Source organism: Mesorhizobium sp. P3_A10 (genome assembly GCF_056403175.1).
Genome location: NZ_JBFUFZ010000002.1, coordinates 667,922 through 681,334 on the forward strand (window position 1 = coordinate 667,922; position 13,413 = coordinate 681,334).

14 protein-coding genes are annotated in these 13,413 nt (G+C 63.9%); 2 read left to right on the plus strand and 12 right to left on the minus strand.

The window, feature by feature from the left end; all coding sequences use genetic code 11:
• The first annotated feature begins 24 nt into the window (after positions 1-24).
• Complete coding sequence (locus AC1DXU_RS10095; protein WP_477367675.1) at positions 25-936, plus strand: LysR substrate-binding domain-containing protein; 912 nt, start codon at positions 25-27, stop codon at positions 934-936.
• A gap of 36 nt (positions 937-972) precedes the next feature.
• Here AC1DXU_RS10095 and AC1DXU_RS10100 read toward each other — a convergent pair whose 3' ends face one another.
• From AC1DXU_RS10100 to recO, 9 genes are all read right to left on the minus strand, one after another.
• Positions 973-1,245, minus strand: a complete 273-nt coding sequence (locus tag AC1DXU_RS10100) for a DUF3303 domain-containing protein (RefSeq protein WP_477316386.1) — start codon at positions 1,243-1,245, stop codon at positions 973-975.
• A gap of 18 nt (positions 1,246-1,263) precedes the next feature.
• The gene (locus AC1DXU_RS10105) at positions 1,264-2,727 is read right to left on the minus strand and encodes a RimK family protein (RefSeq protein WP_477316384.1); all 1,464 of its coding nucleotides are present in this window, start codon (positions 2,725-2,727) and stop codon (positions 1,264-1,266) included.
• Positions 2,728-2,732: 5 nt separating this feature from the next.
• Positions 2,733-3,830, minus strand: a complete 1,098-nt coding sequence (locus AC1DXU_RS10110; protein WP_477367678.1) for a peptidase C39 family protein — start codon at positions 3,828-3,830, stop codon at positions 2,733-2,735.
• A 208-nt stretch (positions 3,831-4,038) separates the two neighbouring features.
• Positions 4,039-4,830: an anti-sigma factor family protein gene (locus AC1DXU_RS10115; protein WP_477367680.1), complete on the minus strand. Its 792-nt coding sequence runs from the start codon at positions 4,828-4,830 to the stop codon at positions 4,039-4,041.
• Entirely contained in the window at positions 4,827-5,345 is a 519-nt protein-coding gene (locus AC1DXU_RS10120) for a sigma-70 family RNA polymerase sigma factor (RefSeq protein ID WP_477367682.1), read from the minus strand. Before AC1DXU_RS10120 ends, AC1DXU_RS10115 begins: the two co-directional genes overlap by 4 nt.
• A gap of 163 nt (positions 5,346-5,508) precedes the next feature.
• Complete coding sequence (locus AC1DXU_RS10125; RefSeq protein ID WP_477367685.1) at positions 5,509-5,925, minus strand: type II toxin-antitoxin system VapC family toxin; 417 nt, start codon at positions 5,923-5,925, stop codon at positions 5,509-5,511.
• Entirely contained in the window at positions 5,925-6,167 is a 243-nt protein-coding gene (locus AC1DXU_RS10130) for a type II toxin-antitoxin system VapB family antitoxin (RefSeq protein ID WP_477367688.1), read from the minus strand. Before AC1DXU_RS10130 ends, AC1DXU_RS10125 begins: the two co-directional genes overlap by 1 nt.
• 47 nt (positions 6,168-6,214) lie before the next feature.
• Positions 6,215-8,938: a DUF2339 domain-containing protein gene (locus AC1DXU_RS10135; protein ID WP_477367691.1), complete on the minus strand. Its 2,724-nt coding sequence runs from the start codon at positions 8,936-8,938 to the stop codon at positions 6,215-6,217.
• A 184-nt stretch (positions 8,939-9,122) separates the two neighbouring features.
• Complete coding sequence (gene recO, locus AC1DXU_RS10140; RefSeq protein ID WP_477367694.1) at positions 9,123-9,884, minus strand: DNA repair protein RecO; 762 nt, start codon at positions 9,882-9,884, stop codon at positions 9,123-9,125.
• Positions 9,885-10,154: 270 nt separating this feature from the next.
• On the opposite strand from recO, the gene AC1DXU_RS10145 reads away from it, so the two are divergent.
• Positions 10,155-10,949: a CPBP family intramembrane glutamic endopeptidase gene (locus tag AC1DXU_RS10145; protein WP_477367696.1), complete on the plus strand. Its 795-nt coding sequence runs from the start codon at positions 10,155-10,157 to the stop codon at positions 10,947-10,949.
• Positions 10,950-11,000: 51 nt separating this feature from the next.
• On the opposite strand, the gene era is transcribed toward AC1DXU_RS10145, so the two are convergent.
• The 3 genes from era to lepB are packed head-to-tail and all read right to left on the minus strand — an operon-like array spanning position 11,001 to position 13,412.
• A complete protein-coding gene (era, locus tag AC1DXU_RS10150) occupies positions 11,001-11,936 on the minus strand; it encodes a GTPase Era (protein ID WP_477316370.1) in 936 nt (311 codons plus the stop codon).
• On the minus strand, positions 11,933-12,658 hold the full coding sequence (rnc, locus tag AC1DXU_RS10155; protein WP_477316368.1) for a ribonuclease III: 726 nt from the start codon (positions 12,656-12,658) through the stop codon (positions 11,933-11,935). The genes era and rnc overlap by 4 nt, the downstream gene beginning before the upstream one ends.
• A 4-nt stretch (positions 12,659-12,662) precedes the next feature.
• Positions 12,663-13,412: a signal peptidase I gene (gene lepB / locus AC1DXU_RS10160; protein WP_477316366.1), complete on the minus strand. Its 750-nt coding sequence runs from the start codon at positions 13,410-13,412 to the stop codon at positions 12,663-12,665.
• Position 13,413: the final 1 nt, after the last annotated feature.

A 13,413-nucleotide genomic window follows, 5' to 3' on the forward strand; every position in this document is an offset into this window, starting at 1 on the left:
AGCTGAGCTTATCTATTGGACACAATGGCCATGCTTCCATCGCTGAAAGGACTTCAAGCCTTCGAGGTAGCCGCCCGCTCCGGCAGCTTTGCCGCGGCGGCGCAAGAACTCTCGATCTCGGCGGCCGCGGTCAGCCAGCTCATCCGCACCGTCGAAGAGCAGATGGGCCGCAAGCTGTTCCATCGCGTCAACCGGCGCGTCGTGCTGACCGAAGCCGGCGTCGAGATGCTGCCCAGGCTGAGCATGGCCTTCCAGGAGATCGGCAGCGTCTCGCGTGAGCTCGGCGGCGATGCGTTCCGCCCCCGGCTGGTCGTGTCGGTGCCGCCATCCATGGCGATGGGCTGGCTTTCCCGGCGTCTGGCCCGCTTTGTCGCCAGCCATGGCGCCGTCGACATATCGCTCCGAGGCGACGACGACCCGGTGTCGTTCGACCGCGAGCTGATCGACATCAGGCTCTCCTACGGCCCGCATTATCGCGATCAGCCGACGCAGGACATCGTCAGGGACGCCGTCTATCCCGTCTGCGCGCCTGGACTTGTCGGTGAGATCAAGCCCGAAGGCCTCGCCGGACTGCCGCTGATCCACACGGATTGGGGGCCGACCGGCGCGTCCTTTCCATCCTGGCGCAACTGGTTCGAGGCGGGCGGCGTTGCGCCCGGCCGGGCCATACAGCGCGGCCTCTCGGCCAACTCGTCGCGGGCAGCACTCGACCTTGCCATCTCAGGGCTGGGTGTGGCGCTGGCGCAAGGCGTGTTCTGCGCCGAGGCGGTGGAGGATGGCAGGCTGGTCAGGCCGGTCGCCCGGTCGATCGAGCTGCGCCAACCCTATTGCCTGACGATCCGGGAGCGAAGCCTAAGGCGCGATGTGGTGACGGCGTTCCGCACATGGCTGATCGATGAATGCCTGCGCTCGGTGGGCTCGCCGGCGCTCCGTTGATGGCTTGCGGCCACTCAGAGATGGGCGGTCGACCACTCAGAGATGGCTGGCCAATGCCGCTGTCATGTCCTTGCTCGTCGCCACGGGAATGATCTCGAATTCCACCAGATCCGCCCATTCGATGACCCAGCGCTGCAGCAGTGTGACGTCATCGGCTTCGACCAAAAGGAAGCAGCGGCTCATATCCGCCGCGATCCAGGAGTGGTGCACGACAAGCTCGTCCGGCTTCAGGCGGCCACGGTCGCGAAAGCGGCGGTAGATCTCCTTGCGATCGCAGCCGGTGAAATCCTCGATCACGATGAACTGCATCTTTTCCCCCTCGGTGAACTACCGCCCGGGACGGTCGAGCCGTTCCAGGAACCACTGTGTCAACCGCACCCAGACCTCGTCCTTTTCGCCAGAGTCCTCCCAGCCATGGTCGAGATTGGGATTGTCGTTGACTTCGATGACGAAGACACCGTCCTTGGTTTCCTTGAGGTCGACGCCGTAGAGGCCATCGCCGATGCAGCGCGCCGCCTTGACCGCCGTCTCGACGACATGGTGCGGCGTCTCCTTCAGCGTGAAGGTCTTGATGCCGCCCTGGTCGGGCTTGCCATTGGCCTTGTGGTTGACGATCTGCCAATGCTTCTTGGCCATCAGATAATGCACCGCAAACAGCGGCTGGCCACCCAGCACGCCGACGCGCCAGTCGTATTCGGTCGGGATGAATTTCTGCGCGATCAGAAGGTCGGAATCCTCCAGCCATTCGGTGGCGAGCGTCTTCAGCTCTTCCAGGTTCTCGCATTTCTTGACGCCGCGCGAGAAAGAGGAATCCGGGATCTTCAGCACCAGCGGGAAGCCCAGCGTCTGCGCCGCCACTTCGAGGTCGGAAATGCCGGCGATCATCACCGTCGGCGGCACCGGCACCTTGTTGTAGGTCATCAGTTCGTTGAGATAGACCTTGTTGGTGCAGCGGATCATTGACAGCGGGTCGTCGATGACCGGCATGCCTTCCTGCTGGGCGCGGCGGGCGAAGCGGTAGGTGTGGTTGGAGATCGAGGTGGTCTCGCGGATGAACAGCGCGTCGTAGTTGGCGAGCTTGGCCAGATCCTTGCGGGTGATCGGCTCGATTTCGACGCCCATCTTTTCAGCGATCTTGGCCCAGTAGCGCAGCGACGAAATCTCCGACGGCGGCAGTTCTTCGTGCGGATCGACCAGCGTGGCGAAGGTGTAGCGCGCCGGCGTGCGGCCCTTGGTGTCGCGCCACTCGCGGTTGGTGTAGGTCTCCAGGCACTGGATGAAGTGCTTTTCTTCCTCCTCGGTCATCCTGGCCAGCGGATGGAAGCCGATCTTGCGGATCGACGCCCATTCGGCGCTATCCCTAATGTGGACTTCCAGCGCCGGAGCGCGAAACCAGTCGAACAGCAGTTTGGCGAAGCGGTCCCAGATCTTGGACGGGCCGATGCCGAAGAAGATGCAGACTTTTTGCGGAAATGCGCCGCCGAGGTCCTTGCGGCATTTGTTGAGCGCCAGTTCCAGTTCCGGCAGCGCGTGCTCGTAGAGCTTGCGCTCCGACAGGTCGATCATCGTCTCGACTGTCGGGATGACCTTGTGGCCGCGCGAACCGGCAAGCAGCGAGGCATAGTAGCCGCGGCTCTGGTAGCCGTAATTGTTCGACAGGTTGATGACCTTCGGCCGCTGGCCGCGGAACAGCGACGGATGGGCAAGATATTCGCGATTGGTGATGATCTTGTGCGGCGTCGCCACCTGGTCGAGATCGCTCTGCCGGCCGGTTAGGATGACCCAGGTCATTGTTATCAGCGTTTCCCAAGAGTGATGGCGGCGCGCAATCCGTCGCGGCCGAACTGCGCCATGTTCATGAAGATGCCGTAAGGCACGGGAATGTTGGCGGCATCAAGGATGGTCTCCTGCCTCTCGTCCTCGACCCAGGGATCGTGGATCAGGATATGGTCGCCATCGTCGCCAATGGCCAGCACCCAGTGCGGAACCTTCTTGCCGAACATCAGGAAGCCGCTGATCAGCACCAGCACCAGTTTTCCCTCCGCGATCGCGCTGCGGATATCGTCAATGGCGAACGAACGGTAATTCACCGGGATGCCGTATTGTTCCGCCCGGCGGCGAAAGTCTACCTGCGCCAGTTCCATCACCCGGCGCTTGTCTTCGCTGCGCACCGACTGCAGAAACAGCGCGCCGTAGAAGGACACGTAGATTTCCGCCGAAAGCCCGCTTTCATAGCCGGAGACGGCGAGGCCGAACGGCTCACAGCCGCCTGGCCCCGACATCATGAAGACGGTGGTCGATTCGCGCCAGAGGCGAATTTCCATGACCGGATCGGGCACGAAGCCGGTATCGAAATTGGCCATCGCCATCATCAGACAACAAGGACCGCAGGTGAATTCGCAGGTCTGCTGGTAGAACGGCACCCTGGTGGCGACCGGAATGTCGCCGCGCAAGGTCTTTTCGTAGCGCAGCGCCGTGGCGCCGTCCTCGTAATATTCAGGCTCACGGCCGATCTTGCGATAGCCGCTCTGTTCGTAGATGCGAATGGCGCGGCTGTTGTCCTCCCGCACCTCGAGGCGAAGCATCATGCGATCGTGCTCGAAGGCGGCCTCTTCCGCCTTTTCCAGCAGCATGCGGCCAATGCCGCGGCCGCTGAAAAAGGGACTGGTGGCGATGGAATAGAGCCGGGCGACGCCGCTGCCCTTGCGAAACAGCACAACCGCATAACCGGCGACGCGGCCGTCGTCTTCGGCGACCAGCATTTCGGCAGTCTCGCGCTCGATCAACATGCGAAAGGAGCGGCGGGAAATGCGGTCGCTGTCAAAAACGACCTTCTCGATGGCGGCGAGGTCATCGACGTCGGACGCGCGGGCCGTGCGAATCTCGGCAGGCATGCGGGCTCGGAAAACCTCGATTGGGTTGTAGAAAAGGCCCTGGTCGAAAACGTCGCAAACACCAGCCGAAACACCGGCATTCATCAATGCGCTATCGCACCTCGATTAGGGCCGAATTGTGACAGTTTCGCTATAGGTCAGGCGGCGCAAATACTCTGAACAGTATCCGTCTTTCGATACTGGCGCCGACTTCGGAAAACGGCACGGTTCAACTGGCCAGGCCGGCCAGAAGCTGGCCGTAGGCGCTCTTGGCCACGGCGGCCAGCCGCTCGCGCGGCAACGAGCCGACGACGGCGCAGCCATAGCCCTTGTCCAGCCAGTAGACCGCCTCGGGGCCATCGGAGTCGGCCATGTAGGTGCCCTTCGTCTTCTCGGCCGATTCGGCGGTGACGAACAGCGATATGCGCTCGCCCTTGGCGTCCTCGTAAAGCAGCATCGCCGCCTTACCCTGGCCGGCAGGCAACAGCCGGCCGCCGACGAGCTGGAAGCCTTCAGCCACCAGATCCGGCGCGACCAGTTTGAGGCCGACCCGGTTGGACAGCCAGGTCTGCAGGTGATCCTTGTCGCTGGCCGGCACTTCCACCGCATGCCGCTGTTCGGCGGCATAGATGACATGGGCAGCGATTGCCGCCTCGGCCAACTGGTCGTCGGCGCCGTCGTCCCGGCCAATCCCATCGATGCCGGCGAAATAGCCGCCAACACCGCCAATGATGAGAACCGCCGCGGCCGCGGCAGCAAGCCACCAGCGCGAGCGCGGCACAGCCACTCTTGCAGGCGCATCGCCGAGCACGATTTGCCTCAGCCGCGCCGGCACTGGCTCGTCGACTACGCCGGCGAAGGCCGCGTGCATTGCGGCGCGGTCGGCGGTGTAGCGGACGCTCCTTGCCTTCATTTCGGGATTGGCGTCGAGCCAGGCGTCATAGGCCATGCGCTCGTCGCCCGGCAGTTCGCCGTCGAGGGCCATGTGGATGTCGCGCTCGGAAAAATCGCGGCGGGTCATTTCTCAACGATCCTTATCGCGCGGCGGCGCGCCGTGTCGTCCAGCAGCCCGCGCAACTCTTCACGCCCGCGCGCAATGCGCGACATCAGCGTGCCGGCGGGCACGCCAAGAATGTTGGCGGCTTCGGCATAGGAAAAGCCCTCGATGGCGACCATGACAAGTGCGGCACGACGATCGGGGCTGATCGCCTGCAAGGCGTCGATGATTTCGCGCGAGGCGATGCTCTCGACCTGCTCGGCGGGGGCGGCCTGCGCCTCGCCCGCTTCCAGTGGCAGCATCGCGGCCTCGCCGCGTCGGTTCACCTTGCGCATCTGGTCGATGAACAAATGATGCATGATCGTAAACAGCCACCTCCTGGGGCTTTCTCCTGTCTGCCAGTTGTCGAGCCGCATAAGCGCCCGCTCGAGACAGTCCTGAACGAGATCGTCGGCAGAATCGCGGTCGCGCAAAAGCGAGCGTGCGTAGCGGCGCAGTCGCGGTATTTCGCCAAGGATTGCTGCCTTCTTTTCGTCCATGACCGCTGGTTTCTGAGGTCGCCTTTGTTGATCCCGATTGAACGCGCGTTCTAAGCGCGGCGCAAGCGGCCAGCGCGAAGCGGTCTGCCGCCCCGGTCACCCAAGCAATGAGATAACGAAACGATTGGCCAAATTATTCCCGGCAATCAACAAGAAAGCCGAATTATCCCAAATCGGTCAGTGCGAAATCATTGCCCTTGTAGAGCAGCGTAACATCGAGACTTTTGGCACAGGCGTAGGCGAAACAGTCGCCAAAATTCAGATCGGCTCGATGGCCGACAGCCTTGCCAAAGCGCGCGCTGGCATCAATGGCCAGAGACCCGATGTCTTCGCTGATGACCACGCTTTCCGCGCCCGTTTCCACAATGAACCGATCCACCAGATCGCGAGCCTTGAGGAGACCTTCAGCATCAGGCTTGCGGGTTCCGGCGGCCGCACGCGCCACGGCCTGCGTCGCCTCGAAACGCACCAGCGCGGATATGTAGATCGGACCGGTGGAGCTGGAAAGCCGCTTGACCAGTTCCTCCCATCCCGGTTCTTGGTTGAGAATGCCAACGATCACCGATGCGTCGACAAACATCAGTCTTCCCACGCCTCGTCGGTGAATTTCTTCATGTCGAAATCGGGATTAGGCAAGCCAAGCTTCCTGGCTTCGTTCTGAAGTCTGGCAATCCGGTCGCGCAGCGGCACCGTGGCGCGATGGCGTTCAAGTTCGTGCACCAGCGCGATCCTCACCGCCTCCGTTTTGCTCGGAGCGTTCGTCTCGCGCTGCAATCTGGCGGCTAGCGCATCCACTTCGTCGTCACGGATATAGAGCGGCATGGAATATCCTCCAATGGATATTCGTATATCCTATCTTGCATATTCCATCAAGACGCTGCGCTGCCCTCCTTCGCCGCCCGCGTCAGCAGCCGCTGATAGAACAGGCCGATGCCGATCAGCACCGCACCGAGGCCGATGAAGGACAGCGCCCGCAGCACGCCTTCCAGCTCAGACATGTCGAAGATGAAGACCTTCGCCACGGCGACCGAGATCAGCACGGCAGATGCAATGCGCAACACCTGCGACTTCAGCCAGACGCCGGCTGTGAGCAGCGCCACGCCGATGCCCAGCCAGAGAGCCGAATAGGTGTAGGTCTCCAGCTGGCCGAGGCCGCTCCACAGGCCGATGAACTCACCCTTGAACAGCCGCCTGACCGAGAGCGTCGCATAGGCGAAGGCAAGCACGGCCGCCACCAGCGCCAGCATCTGCGCATACCATTTCGGCCGCTTATCCCTGGCGTAGAGCGCCAGTCCCCCGGCCGCGATCGCCGGCAGGAGATAGGCGAGGAACAACAGGTTGAACACCGGGATGCGGCCGGTCGATTCATCCGTGAACAGCGGATTCAGCACCGCGAAATGCCTGATGGCGATGAAGGCGACCGAGACCACGCCGGCGGCCATCGAACCGTAGCGCAGCACCGAGCTTGGCGAGCGCATGTCGATGGCGACCAGGATGGCGCCGGCGCCGATGGCGATCAGCGTGTAGATCGCCTGTTCGGCGAGCGTCATCACACCCGTGTCGATGACGCCGCCATGCATGGCGTGGCGCACCAGCATGGCAACTGTGAGCAGCGCGAAAAGTGCAGCGCCTGCCTCCATGGCAAGGCGCGGCCGGCCATTGGTGGTGCGGGCCAGCTGCCAGGCGGCAAAGCCGAAGGCGAGCGCCGGCACGCCGTAGCCCGGCAGCAGCCAGTTGAACACCGGCGTCGTCGACAGGAATTCGGCGCCGACGACGGTCGGATCGAAGGCGACACGGCCGAGCACGGCGATGACCGCGCCGACCGAAATCCAGCCGAGCATCGGATAGCTGCGCCAGCGTGTGGCCAGCGCCGGCACGATGGCCGCGGCACCAAGCAGAATGGTGGTCCAGCCGGAACCGAAGGCCATGTGCAGCATCAGCAGTCCGGCGATTGCCGCGCCACCGAGGGCAAAGGACACGGCAGGTCCGCCCTGCAGCGGCGGCTCCTCACCGCGAGCGATCCACTCGCCACCGGCGACGAAGACCGCGACCAGAAGTGCGGCGGCCGCTGCATAGCCAAGATCGCGATCGAGATTGCCGAAGGTGAACCACAGCGCCAGCAGGATGACCAGCGGCGCGACCACGCCCCATGCCGCCCAGCATGCCGCGCGGATCCGCGCCGAGGCGACGAAGCGGCGTGCGGCCCAGAAACCTGCGCCGATGAAGACCAGGCCGAGGCCGAGACCGATGTGCAGCGTCCAGGCATTTCCGGCCGTCACCGGCAGGCCGTCAAAGCCCAAATTGCCTTGGGACAAACCGGAGCCGATGGTGGTGGGCGGAATGATGCCGAGATAGATCATCACGCTCACCACGCCGGCGGCATGCAGCAGCGGCAAAGCGCGCGGCCTATAAAGCGCGGTGGCGACAAGGGCGACGAGGACAAACGCGCCCGGCACGGCATCGCCGGCGGCGACAAGGGTGGAGTCGACGGACAGGCCCAGCGCCGAAAACGCAACGAAAACGCCCGGCACGATCGAGGGCCAGTCGAAGCCATTCTTTGCAGTTTCCGCCTCGCCGACACGATTGCCTAGCCAGATGAAGGCAAGCACCGCCAGCGTCACCGCGTCGATGAACAGGATGACGGAGAGGTTCGCACCCGGCGCGTTGGTCATGTAGGCGATGGTCCAGGCGCCGGTGCCGAAGAAGGCGGCCGCCATCAGGAATTTCCAGTCGCGCATGCGGGCGATCACCGCGGTGGCGGCCAGCACGATCGCGAGATAAACGAACAGCGCCCATGGATTTGGCGCCTGCGAGGAGACAAGCGCCGGCGTCGCCATCGAGCCGACAAGGCCGATGCCGGCCAGGGCCTGGCCGTGGACGAGAGCGGCGACAATCGTCGCCACGCCGATGGCGCCAAGCACGGTGAAGGCGAAGGCCGGGCCGACGAAACCGTAAATGGCGTGCGCAGCGTAGACCGTTCCGAACAGGACGAAGGCGCCGGCCGCAGTGAGGATCGCCGGAATATAGGCGCCGGCAGCCCCTTGCACCGGCACCTTGAAGCCGGTTCGCCTGATAAACTCGCCGCCGGCGATCAGCACCAGCCCGAGCACCGCGGCCATGGCCAGCCGCACCTCGGGCCCAAAAATGCCAGCCTCGATGGTGTAGCGGATCAGGAACAGGCCGCCCAACGCCAGCGCGATGCCGCCGACCCAGACCGCCCAGCGGGTGCCAAGCGCCGTTTCGATGTCGGGCTTTTGCGCGGCTTTCGCCGCTGCTGCCGGTTTGGCAGGCTCGGCTACGGCCGCTGCCGCTTCGGCTTCCGGGGTCGACGCTTGCGCCGTGACGGCTTCGCTCACCGATGACGGCGCCATGTCGGCAACGGCGGCAACTGCCGGAGCCGCGTCTGCCGGCTCGCCAGCGGCTGCCGCCGGCTCGGCCGGTTTGATCTCAGGCAGCACGGCATGCGCGCCTGAAAGGACGAGGCTGCGCAGCGCGCCAAGCTCACGTTCGATCAGGCCGATGCGGCTCTGCTGGCGCGAGACGATGACAAACATCGCGATGATGACGACAAGGCCGATCAGGCTCTCAAACATGGCGGTTCCCCCAAACCAGGCCAGTTTTCACTGACATTCAAATGCGGCGGCCAAGCGGCCAGCCAAATTCAACGCGCCGCCAGATTGGCGGCTGGAAAGATCGAGCATGTTTCAGTGCCGAAAGCCAGCAGCTTGCCATTGGCATCCTTCGGGCGAAACTCGGCCGGGATAGAGTTCAACTCGCTCATGCGGCGGTTTCTCCGGCAATCGCCTTGTTGCGCGCGTGGTGCTTGCGCAAGGCGGCGAGGAAGCCGACACGGGCGTCGGGCGGCTCGATGCCGCGCGGCTCATAGACATGGCGGGCAAAGAAGAAGCCGGTCAGCCGAAACGCGTCTTCCACCGCCGCAGGGTCGGCGCGCAGGCCGGAGCCGCGCTGCAGGAAGGCCGGCAGCGCCAGCATCTTGTCGTGCCATGGTGCGCCGGCGGCGCGTGATACGGCACGGCCGGATTTTGGCGAGACATAGGCGAGATCCTGCCTGCTGCCGGTTGCCGCGCACTGGCTGAGATCGAGGCCGAAGCCGAGTTCGTCGAGGATCAACAGCTCGAAGCGCGCCAACAGCTCGCCGGCGGCATCCGGATCGTCGAGATGGACGATCATCACCGCAAGCGTCTCAAACAGGCCGCCATGGGCGTCACGCTCGGGCAACAGGCGCAGATGCTGGGCCATGGTTTGCAGTCCGTAGACGGCAATGGCGCTGTCCATCAGCCGGGCGGCGTTCATCTCGATCGCCTCGGCCTGGAAGGTGCCGAGATGCTCGTCGAGCCGCGCCCGCCACAACAGGTCGACGCGGTTGCCGGGCTGCAGGACCGGCTGCTGCTTGCGCGAACGGCCGCCGCGCACGAGGCCGAGATGGCGGCCATGCGCACGCGTCATCACCTCGAGAATGGCGCTGGTTTCGCCATGCTTGCGGGTGCCGAGAATGATTCCCTCGTCGCGCCATTCCATGGCGAGAGCTTGTCACCGGTTCGGTGGCAAAATCAAGTTTGGCAGAGCTTGGCGCAGGAAATGCAATCGCCGGCGTCGCCGTCAATATCGGAAATTCATCAGAAACCGCTCGGGATTTTGAACAGCGCAGGTGCCAATAGAGACGGGTTGACCGACGCGGTCGACGCGGCCTGCCGAAACCCTTCGGCCGGCTCAGTTCCAGACGAAAGTCGACCGATCGGGCAGCCCGGCGACCTCTCATGACCAATCTGCCCGCTGAGAGGACCTGACATGACTTCCTTCCTGAGCCTGGTGCGAAGGCACCAGCTGACTGCCTTCTTTTCGCTGGCGATGGGCCTGACCTGGCTGGCGTTCATCCCGTTCTGGCTATCGAACGGCGACAGCATTCCCTGGTTTACGTTCGGCCCGATGGTCTCCGCCTTCATCGTCGCGGCGCTTTCCGGCGGCTGGGCTTCGGTCAAGGCCATCCTCGCCTCGATGGTCAAGTGGCGGGTGCACCCACTGTGGTATGCAGTGGCGTTCGGCCTGCCATTTGGAACGCACTTGGCCTCGATCCTGATCAATCCACTGTTTGGCGCCGCAGCTCCCGCCTGGAGCAACATTCCCGCGATGAGCGAGATGCTGCCGATCATCGCGCTCTATGCCGTCTTCAGCGGTCCGCTTGGCGAAGAGCCCGGCTGGCGCGGCTTTGCGGTGCCGCGGCTGCTCGCCAGCCACTCGGCACTGACGGGCAGCCTGATCCTCGGCGTGATCTGGGCCATCTGGCACTTCCCGCTCGGTCTGGTCGGCGACCTCAGCGTCTATGGCACGATCAATGTGCTGCTGGCTGCGGTGGTGTTCACCTGGCTCTACCAGAACACCGGCAGCGTGCTGCTCGCCTTCATCATGCATGTCGCGCATCAGAACAGCGTGCGCTTCCTCGGCAAGGTGTTCGTCGACGCCGACTATACGCAGCAGCAGTGGATCGGTGTTGCGATCTGGGCGGTCATCGCGGTTGCCATCGTCGCCTACTACGGCACCGAGAGTTTTGTCCGCCGGCCGAAGGAGCAACTGGCAATCGCCTGAACCAATCCGCCAAAAGGCGCGGCGCTCCTATCCCGGGCGCTGCGTCAATTCTCAGTGCGGAAACTCGAGCCCCATCTCGCGGTAGCGCTCGGGGTCGTCGCCCCAGTTCTCGCGCACCTTGACGAACAGGAACAGGTGCACCTTCTGTTCCAAAATGCCGGCGATCTCCATCCGAGCGGCCTGCCCGATGGCGCGGATCGTCTCGCCCTTGTGGCCGAGCACGATTTTCTTCTGGCTGTCGCGCTCGACATAGATGGTCTGGTCGATGCGCACCGAGCCGTCCTTCTTCTCTTCCCATTTCTCGGTCTCGATATGCGAGGAATAGGGCAATTCCTGGTGCAGCCTGAGATACAGCTTTTCGCGGGTGATCTCGGCGGCTAGCTGGCGCATCGGCAAGTCGGAGATCTGGTCTTCGGGATAGTACCAGGGGCCGGCCGGAAGCGCTTCGGCAAGATAGTCGAGCAGGTCTTTGCAGCCGGAGCCGGTCAGCGCCGAGACCATGAAGGTACGCTTGAACGGCACTTTCTCATTCGCTGCCGCGGCCAGGGCCAACAGCGCTTCGTGCTTGACCCGGTCGACTTTGTTGAGGATCAGCACCATCGGCTGGCGCACATCCTTCAGCCGCTCGAGGATGGCGTCGGCGTCGCCGCGGATGCCGCGCTCGGCGTCGATCAAAAGCAGCACGATATCGGCGTCCTTGGCACCGCCCCAGGCGGTCGTCACCATCGCCGTGTCCAGCCGGCGCTTCGGCTTGAAGATGCCCGGCGTGTCGACAAAGACGATCTGCGCGTTGTCATGCGTGGCGATGCCGCGCACGATGGCACGGGTGGTCTGCACCTTGTGCGTCACGATCGACACCTTGGCGCCGACCAGCTGGTTGACCAGTGTCGATTTGCCGGCATTCGGCGCGCCGATCAGCGCGACGAAGCCGGAGTGCGTGGCAGCGGCGGGCGTCGCCGGCACAGTGTCTTCGGTGGTGGCGGTCATGCCGCGCTCCCTTGATTGAGCCAGACGCCCTCACGCAGCAGGAGTGCCGCGGCGGCGGCCTGCTCGGCCTCGCGCTTGGAACGTCCGCTGCCGGTGGCCGGGGCGTAGGCGCCGACCTTGACGCTGACGGTGAACAGCGGATCGTGGTCGGGTCCCTCGCGGCTGTCTATCGTGTAGCTCGGCACGGCGGTTGCCGCCTGGTGCGCCCATTCCTGCAGCTCGGTCTTGGCATCGCGGCGGGCAGCGCCGGTGGCCTGCGAGCGCGGTTGCCAGTATTTGTGGATGAAGGCGCGCGCCGCCTCCAGCCCGCCGTCGAGATAGAGCACGGCAATCAGCGATTCCAGCGCGTCGGCACGCATATTGACGCGCTTGCGCCCGTCGAGGCCGCGCACGTCCGAGCCGGCGCGGATCAGGTCCGGCAGGCCGATATCCTCGGCGATCTCCGCCAGGGCCTCGGCGTTGACCAGCGCATTGAGCCGCAGCGACAGTTCGCCCTCGGCAGCATCGGGAAATGCCGCCAAAAGCATGTCGGCAACGACAAGGCCAAGAACACGATCGCCGAGGAATTCGAAACGCTCATAGTCGATGCCGGCATGGCTTGAGCGGGCACTGGCATGGGTCAGCGCGCGCTGCAGGCGCTGGCGGTCGGCAAAAGCGTGGCCGGTGCGCTGCATGAGCGCTTCGGCGAGCGCATCGGCGGTCAGGCGTTTTGTCGCTGCCATCACCCTAATTGACGAAATGGAACAGGCGCGAGGCGCGGATCAGCGACGGCCATTTCCAGATTTCGAGCGGGCTCGCCTTGCCGGCGATCGAGAAGAAAACGAGATTGGCGCGGCCGACCAGGTTCTCGGCCGGCACGTAGCCGACGGTGAAGCGGCTGTCCGAGGAATTGTCGCGGTTGTCGCCCATCATGAAATAGTGGCCGGCCGGCACGTTCCATTCGCGGGTGTTGTCGCCGATCGAATTGGGATTCAGGTCGAGCGTGTCGTAGCTAACGCCGTTCGGCAGTGTTTCCCGGTAGACATCGATCGGCTGATTCTCTTCGGTGATGTCTGGGTTGTCGATCTGACCTGTTTTCACGCGCGGCACGCCGACATCGTTGATGAACAGCTGGCCGTTCTTGACCTGGATCTTATCGCCCGGCAGGCCGACGACGCGCTTGATATAATCGATGGACGGGTCCGGCGGGAACTTGAACACCACAACATCGCCGCGCTTCGGCTCAGAGGCCCAGATGCGTCCCGAAAACAGATCCGGCCCAAACGGCAGCGAATAGCGGGAGAAGCCGTAAGACCATTTGGTGACGAACAGGTAATCGCCTTCAAGCAAGGTCGGCCGCATCGACCCCGACGGGATCGAGAACGGCTGGAACAGCAGCGTGCGGATGACCAGCGCAAGCAGCAACGCCTGGATGATGACGTTGACGGTTTCGCCAAGTCCGCCGGTTTTCTTCTCAGTTTTTTCAGCCACGCTCATG

Coding starts and splice junctions, on each gene's coding strand:
- AC1DXU_RS10100 (WP_477316386.1), bottom strand. CDS start 1,245: ATGCAGTTCATCGTGATCGAGGATTTCACCGGCTGCGATCGCAAGGAG.
- AC1DXU_RS10115 (WP_477367680.1), bottom strand. CDS start 4,830: ATGACCCGCCGCGATTTTTCCGAGCGCGACATCCACATGGCCCTCGAC.
- era (WP_477316370.1), bottom strand. CDS start 11,936: ATGACCGCCACCACCGAAGACACTGTGCCGGCGACGCCCGCCGCTGCC.
- AC1DXU_RS10125 (WP_477367685.1), bottom strand. CDS start 5,925: ATGTTTGTCGACGCATCGGTGATCGTTGGCATTCTCAACCAAGAACCG.
- recO (WP_477367694.1), bottom strand. CDS start 9,884: ATGGAATGGCGCGACGAGGGAATCATTCTCGGCACCCGCAAGCATGGC.
- AC1DXU_RS10135 (WP_477367691.1), bottom strand. CDS start 8,938: ATGTTTGAGAGCCTGATCGGCCTTGTCGTCATCATCGCGATGTTTGTC.
- lepB (WP_477316366.1), bottom strand. CDS start 13,412: ATGAGCGTGGCTGAAAAAACTGAGAAGAAAACCGGCGGACTTGGCGAA.
- AC1DXU_RS10130 (WP_477367688.1), bottom strand. CDS start 6,167: ATGCCGCTCTATATCCGTGACGACGAAGTGGATGCGCTAGCCGCCAGA.
- AC1DXU_RS10120 (WP_477367682.1), bottom strand. CDS start 5,345: ATGGACGAAAAGAAGGCAGCAATCCTTGGCGAAATACCGCGACTGCGC.
- AC1DXU_RS10105 (WP_477316384.1), bottom strand. CDS start 2,727: ATGACCTGGGTCATCCTAACCGGCCGGCAGAGCGATCTCGACCAGGTG.
- rnc (WP_477316368.1), bottom strand. CDS start 12,658: ATGGCAGCGACAAAACGCCTGACCGCCGATGCGCTCGCCGAAGCGCTC.
- AC1DXU_RS10145 (WP_477367696.1), top strand. CDS start 10,155: ATGACTTCCTTCCTGAGCCTGGTGCGAAGGCACCAGCTGACTGCCTTC.
- AC1DXU_RS10095 (WP_477367675.1), top strand. CDS start 25: ATGGCCATGCTTCCATCGCTGAAAGGACTTCAAGCCTTCGAGGTAGCC.
- AC1DXU_RS10110 (WP_477367678.1), bottom strand. CDS start 3,830: ATGCCTGCCGAGATTCGCACGGCCCGCGCGTCCGACGTCGATGACCTC.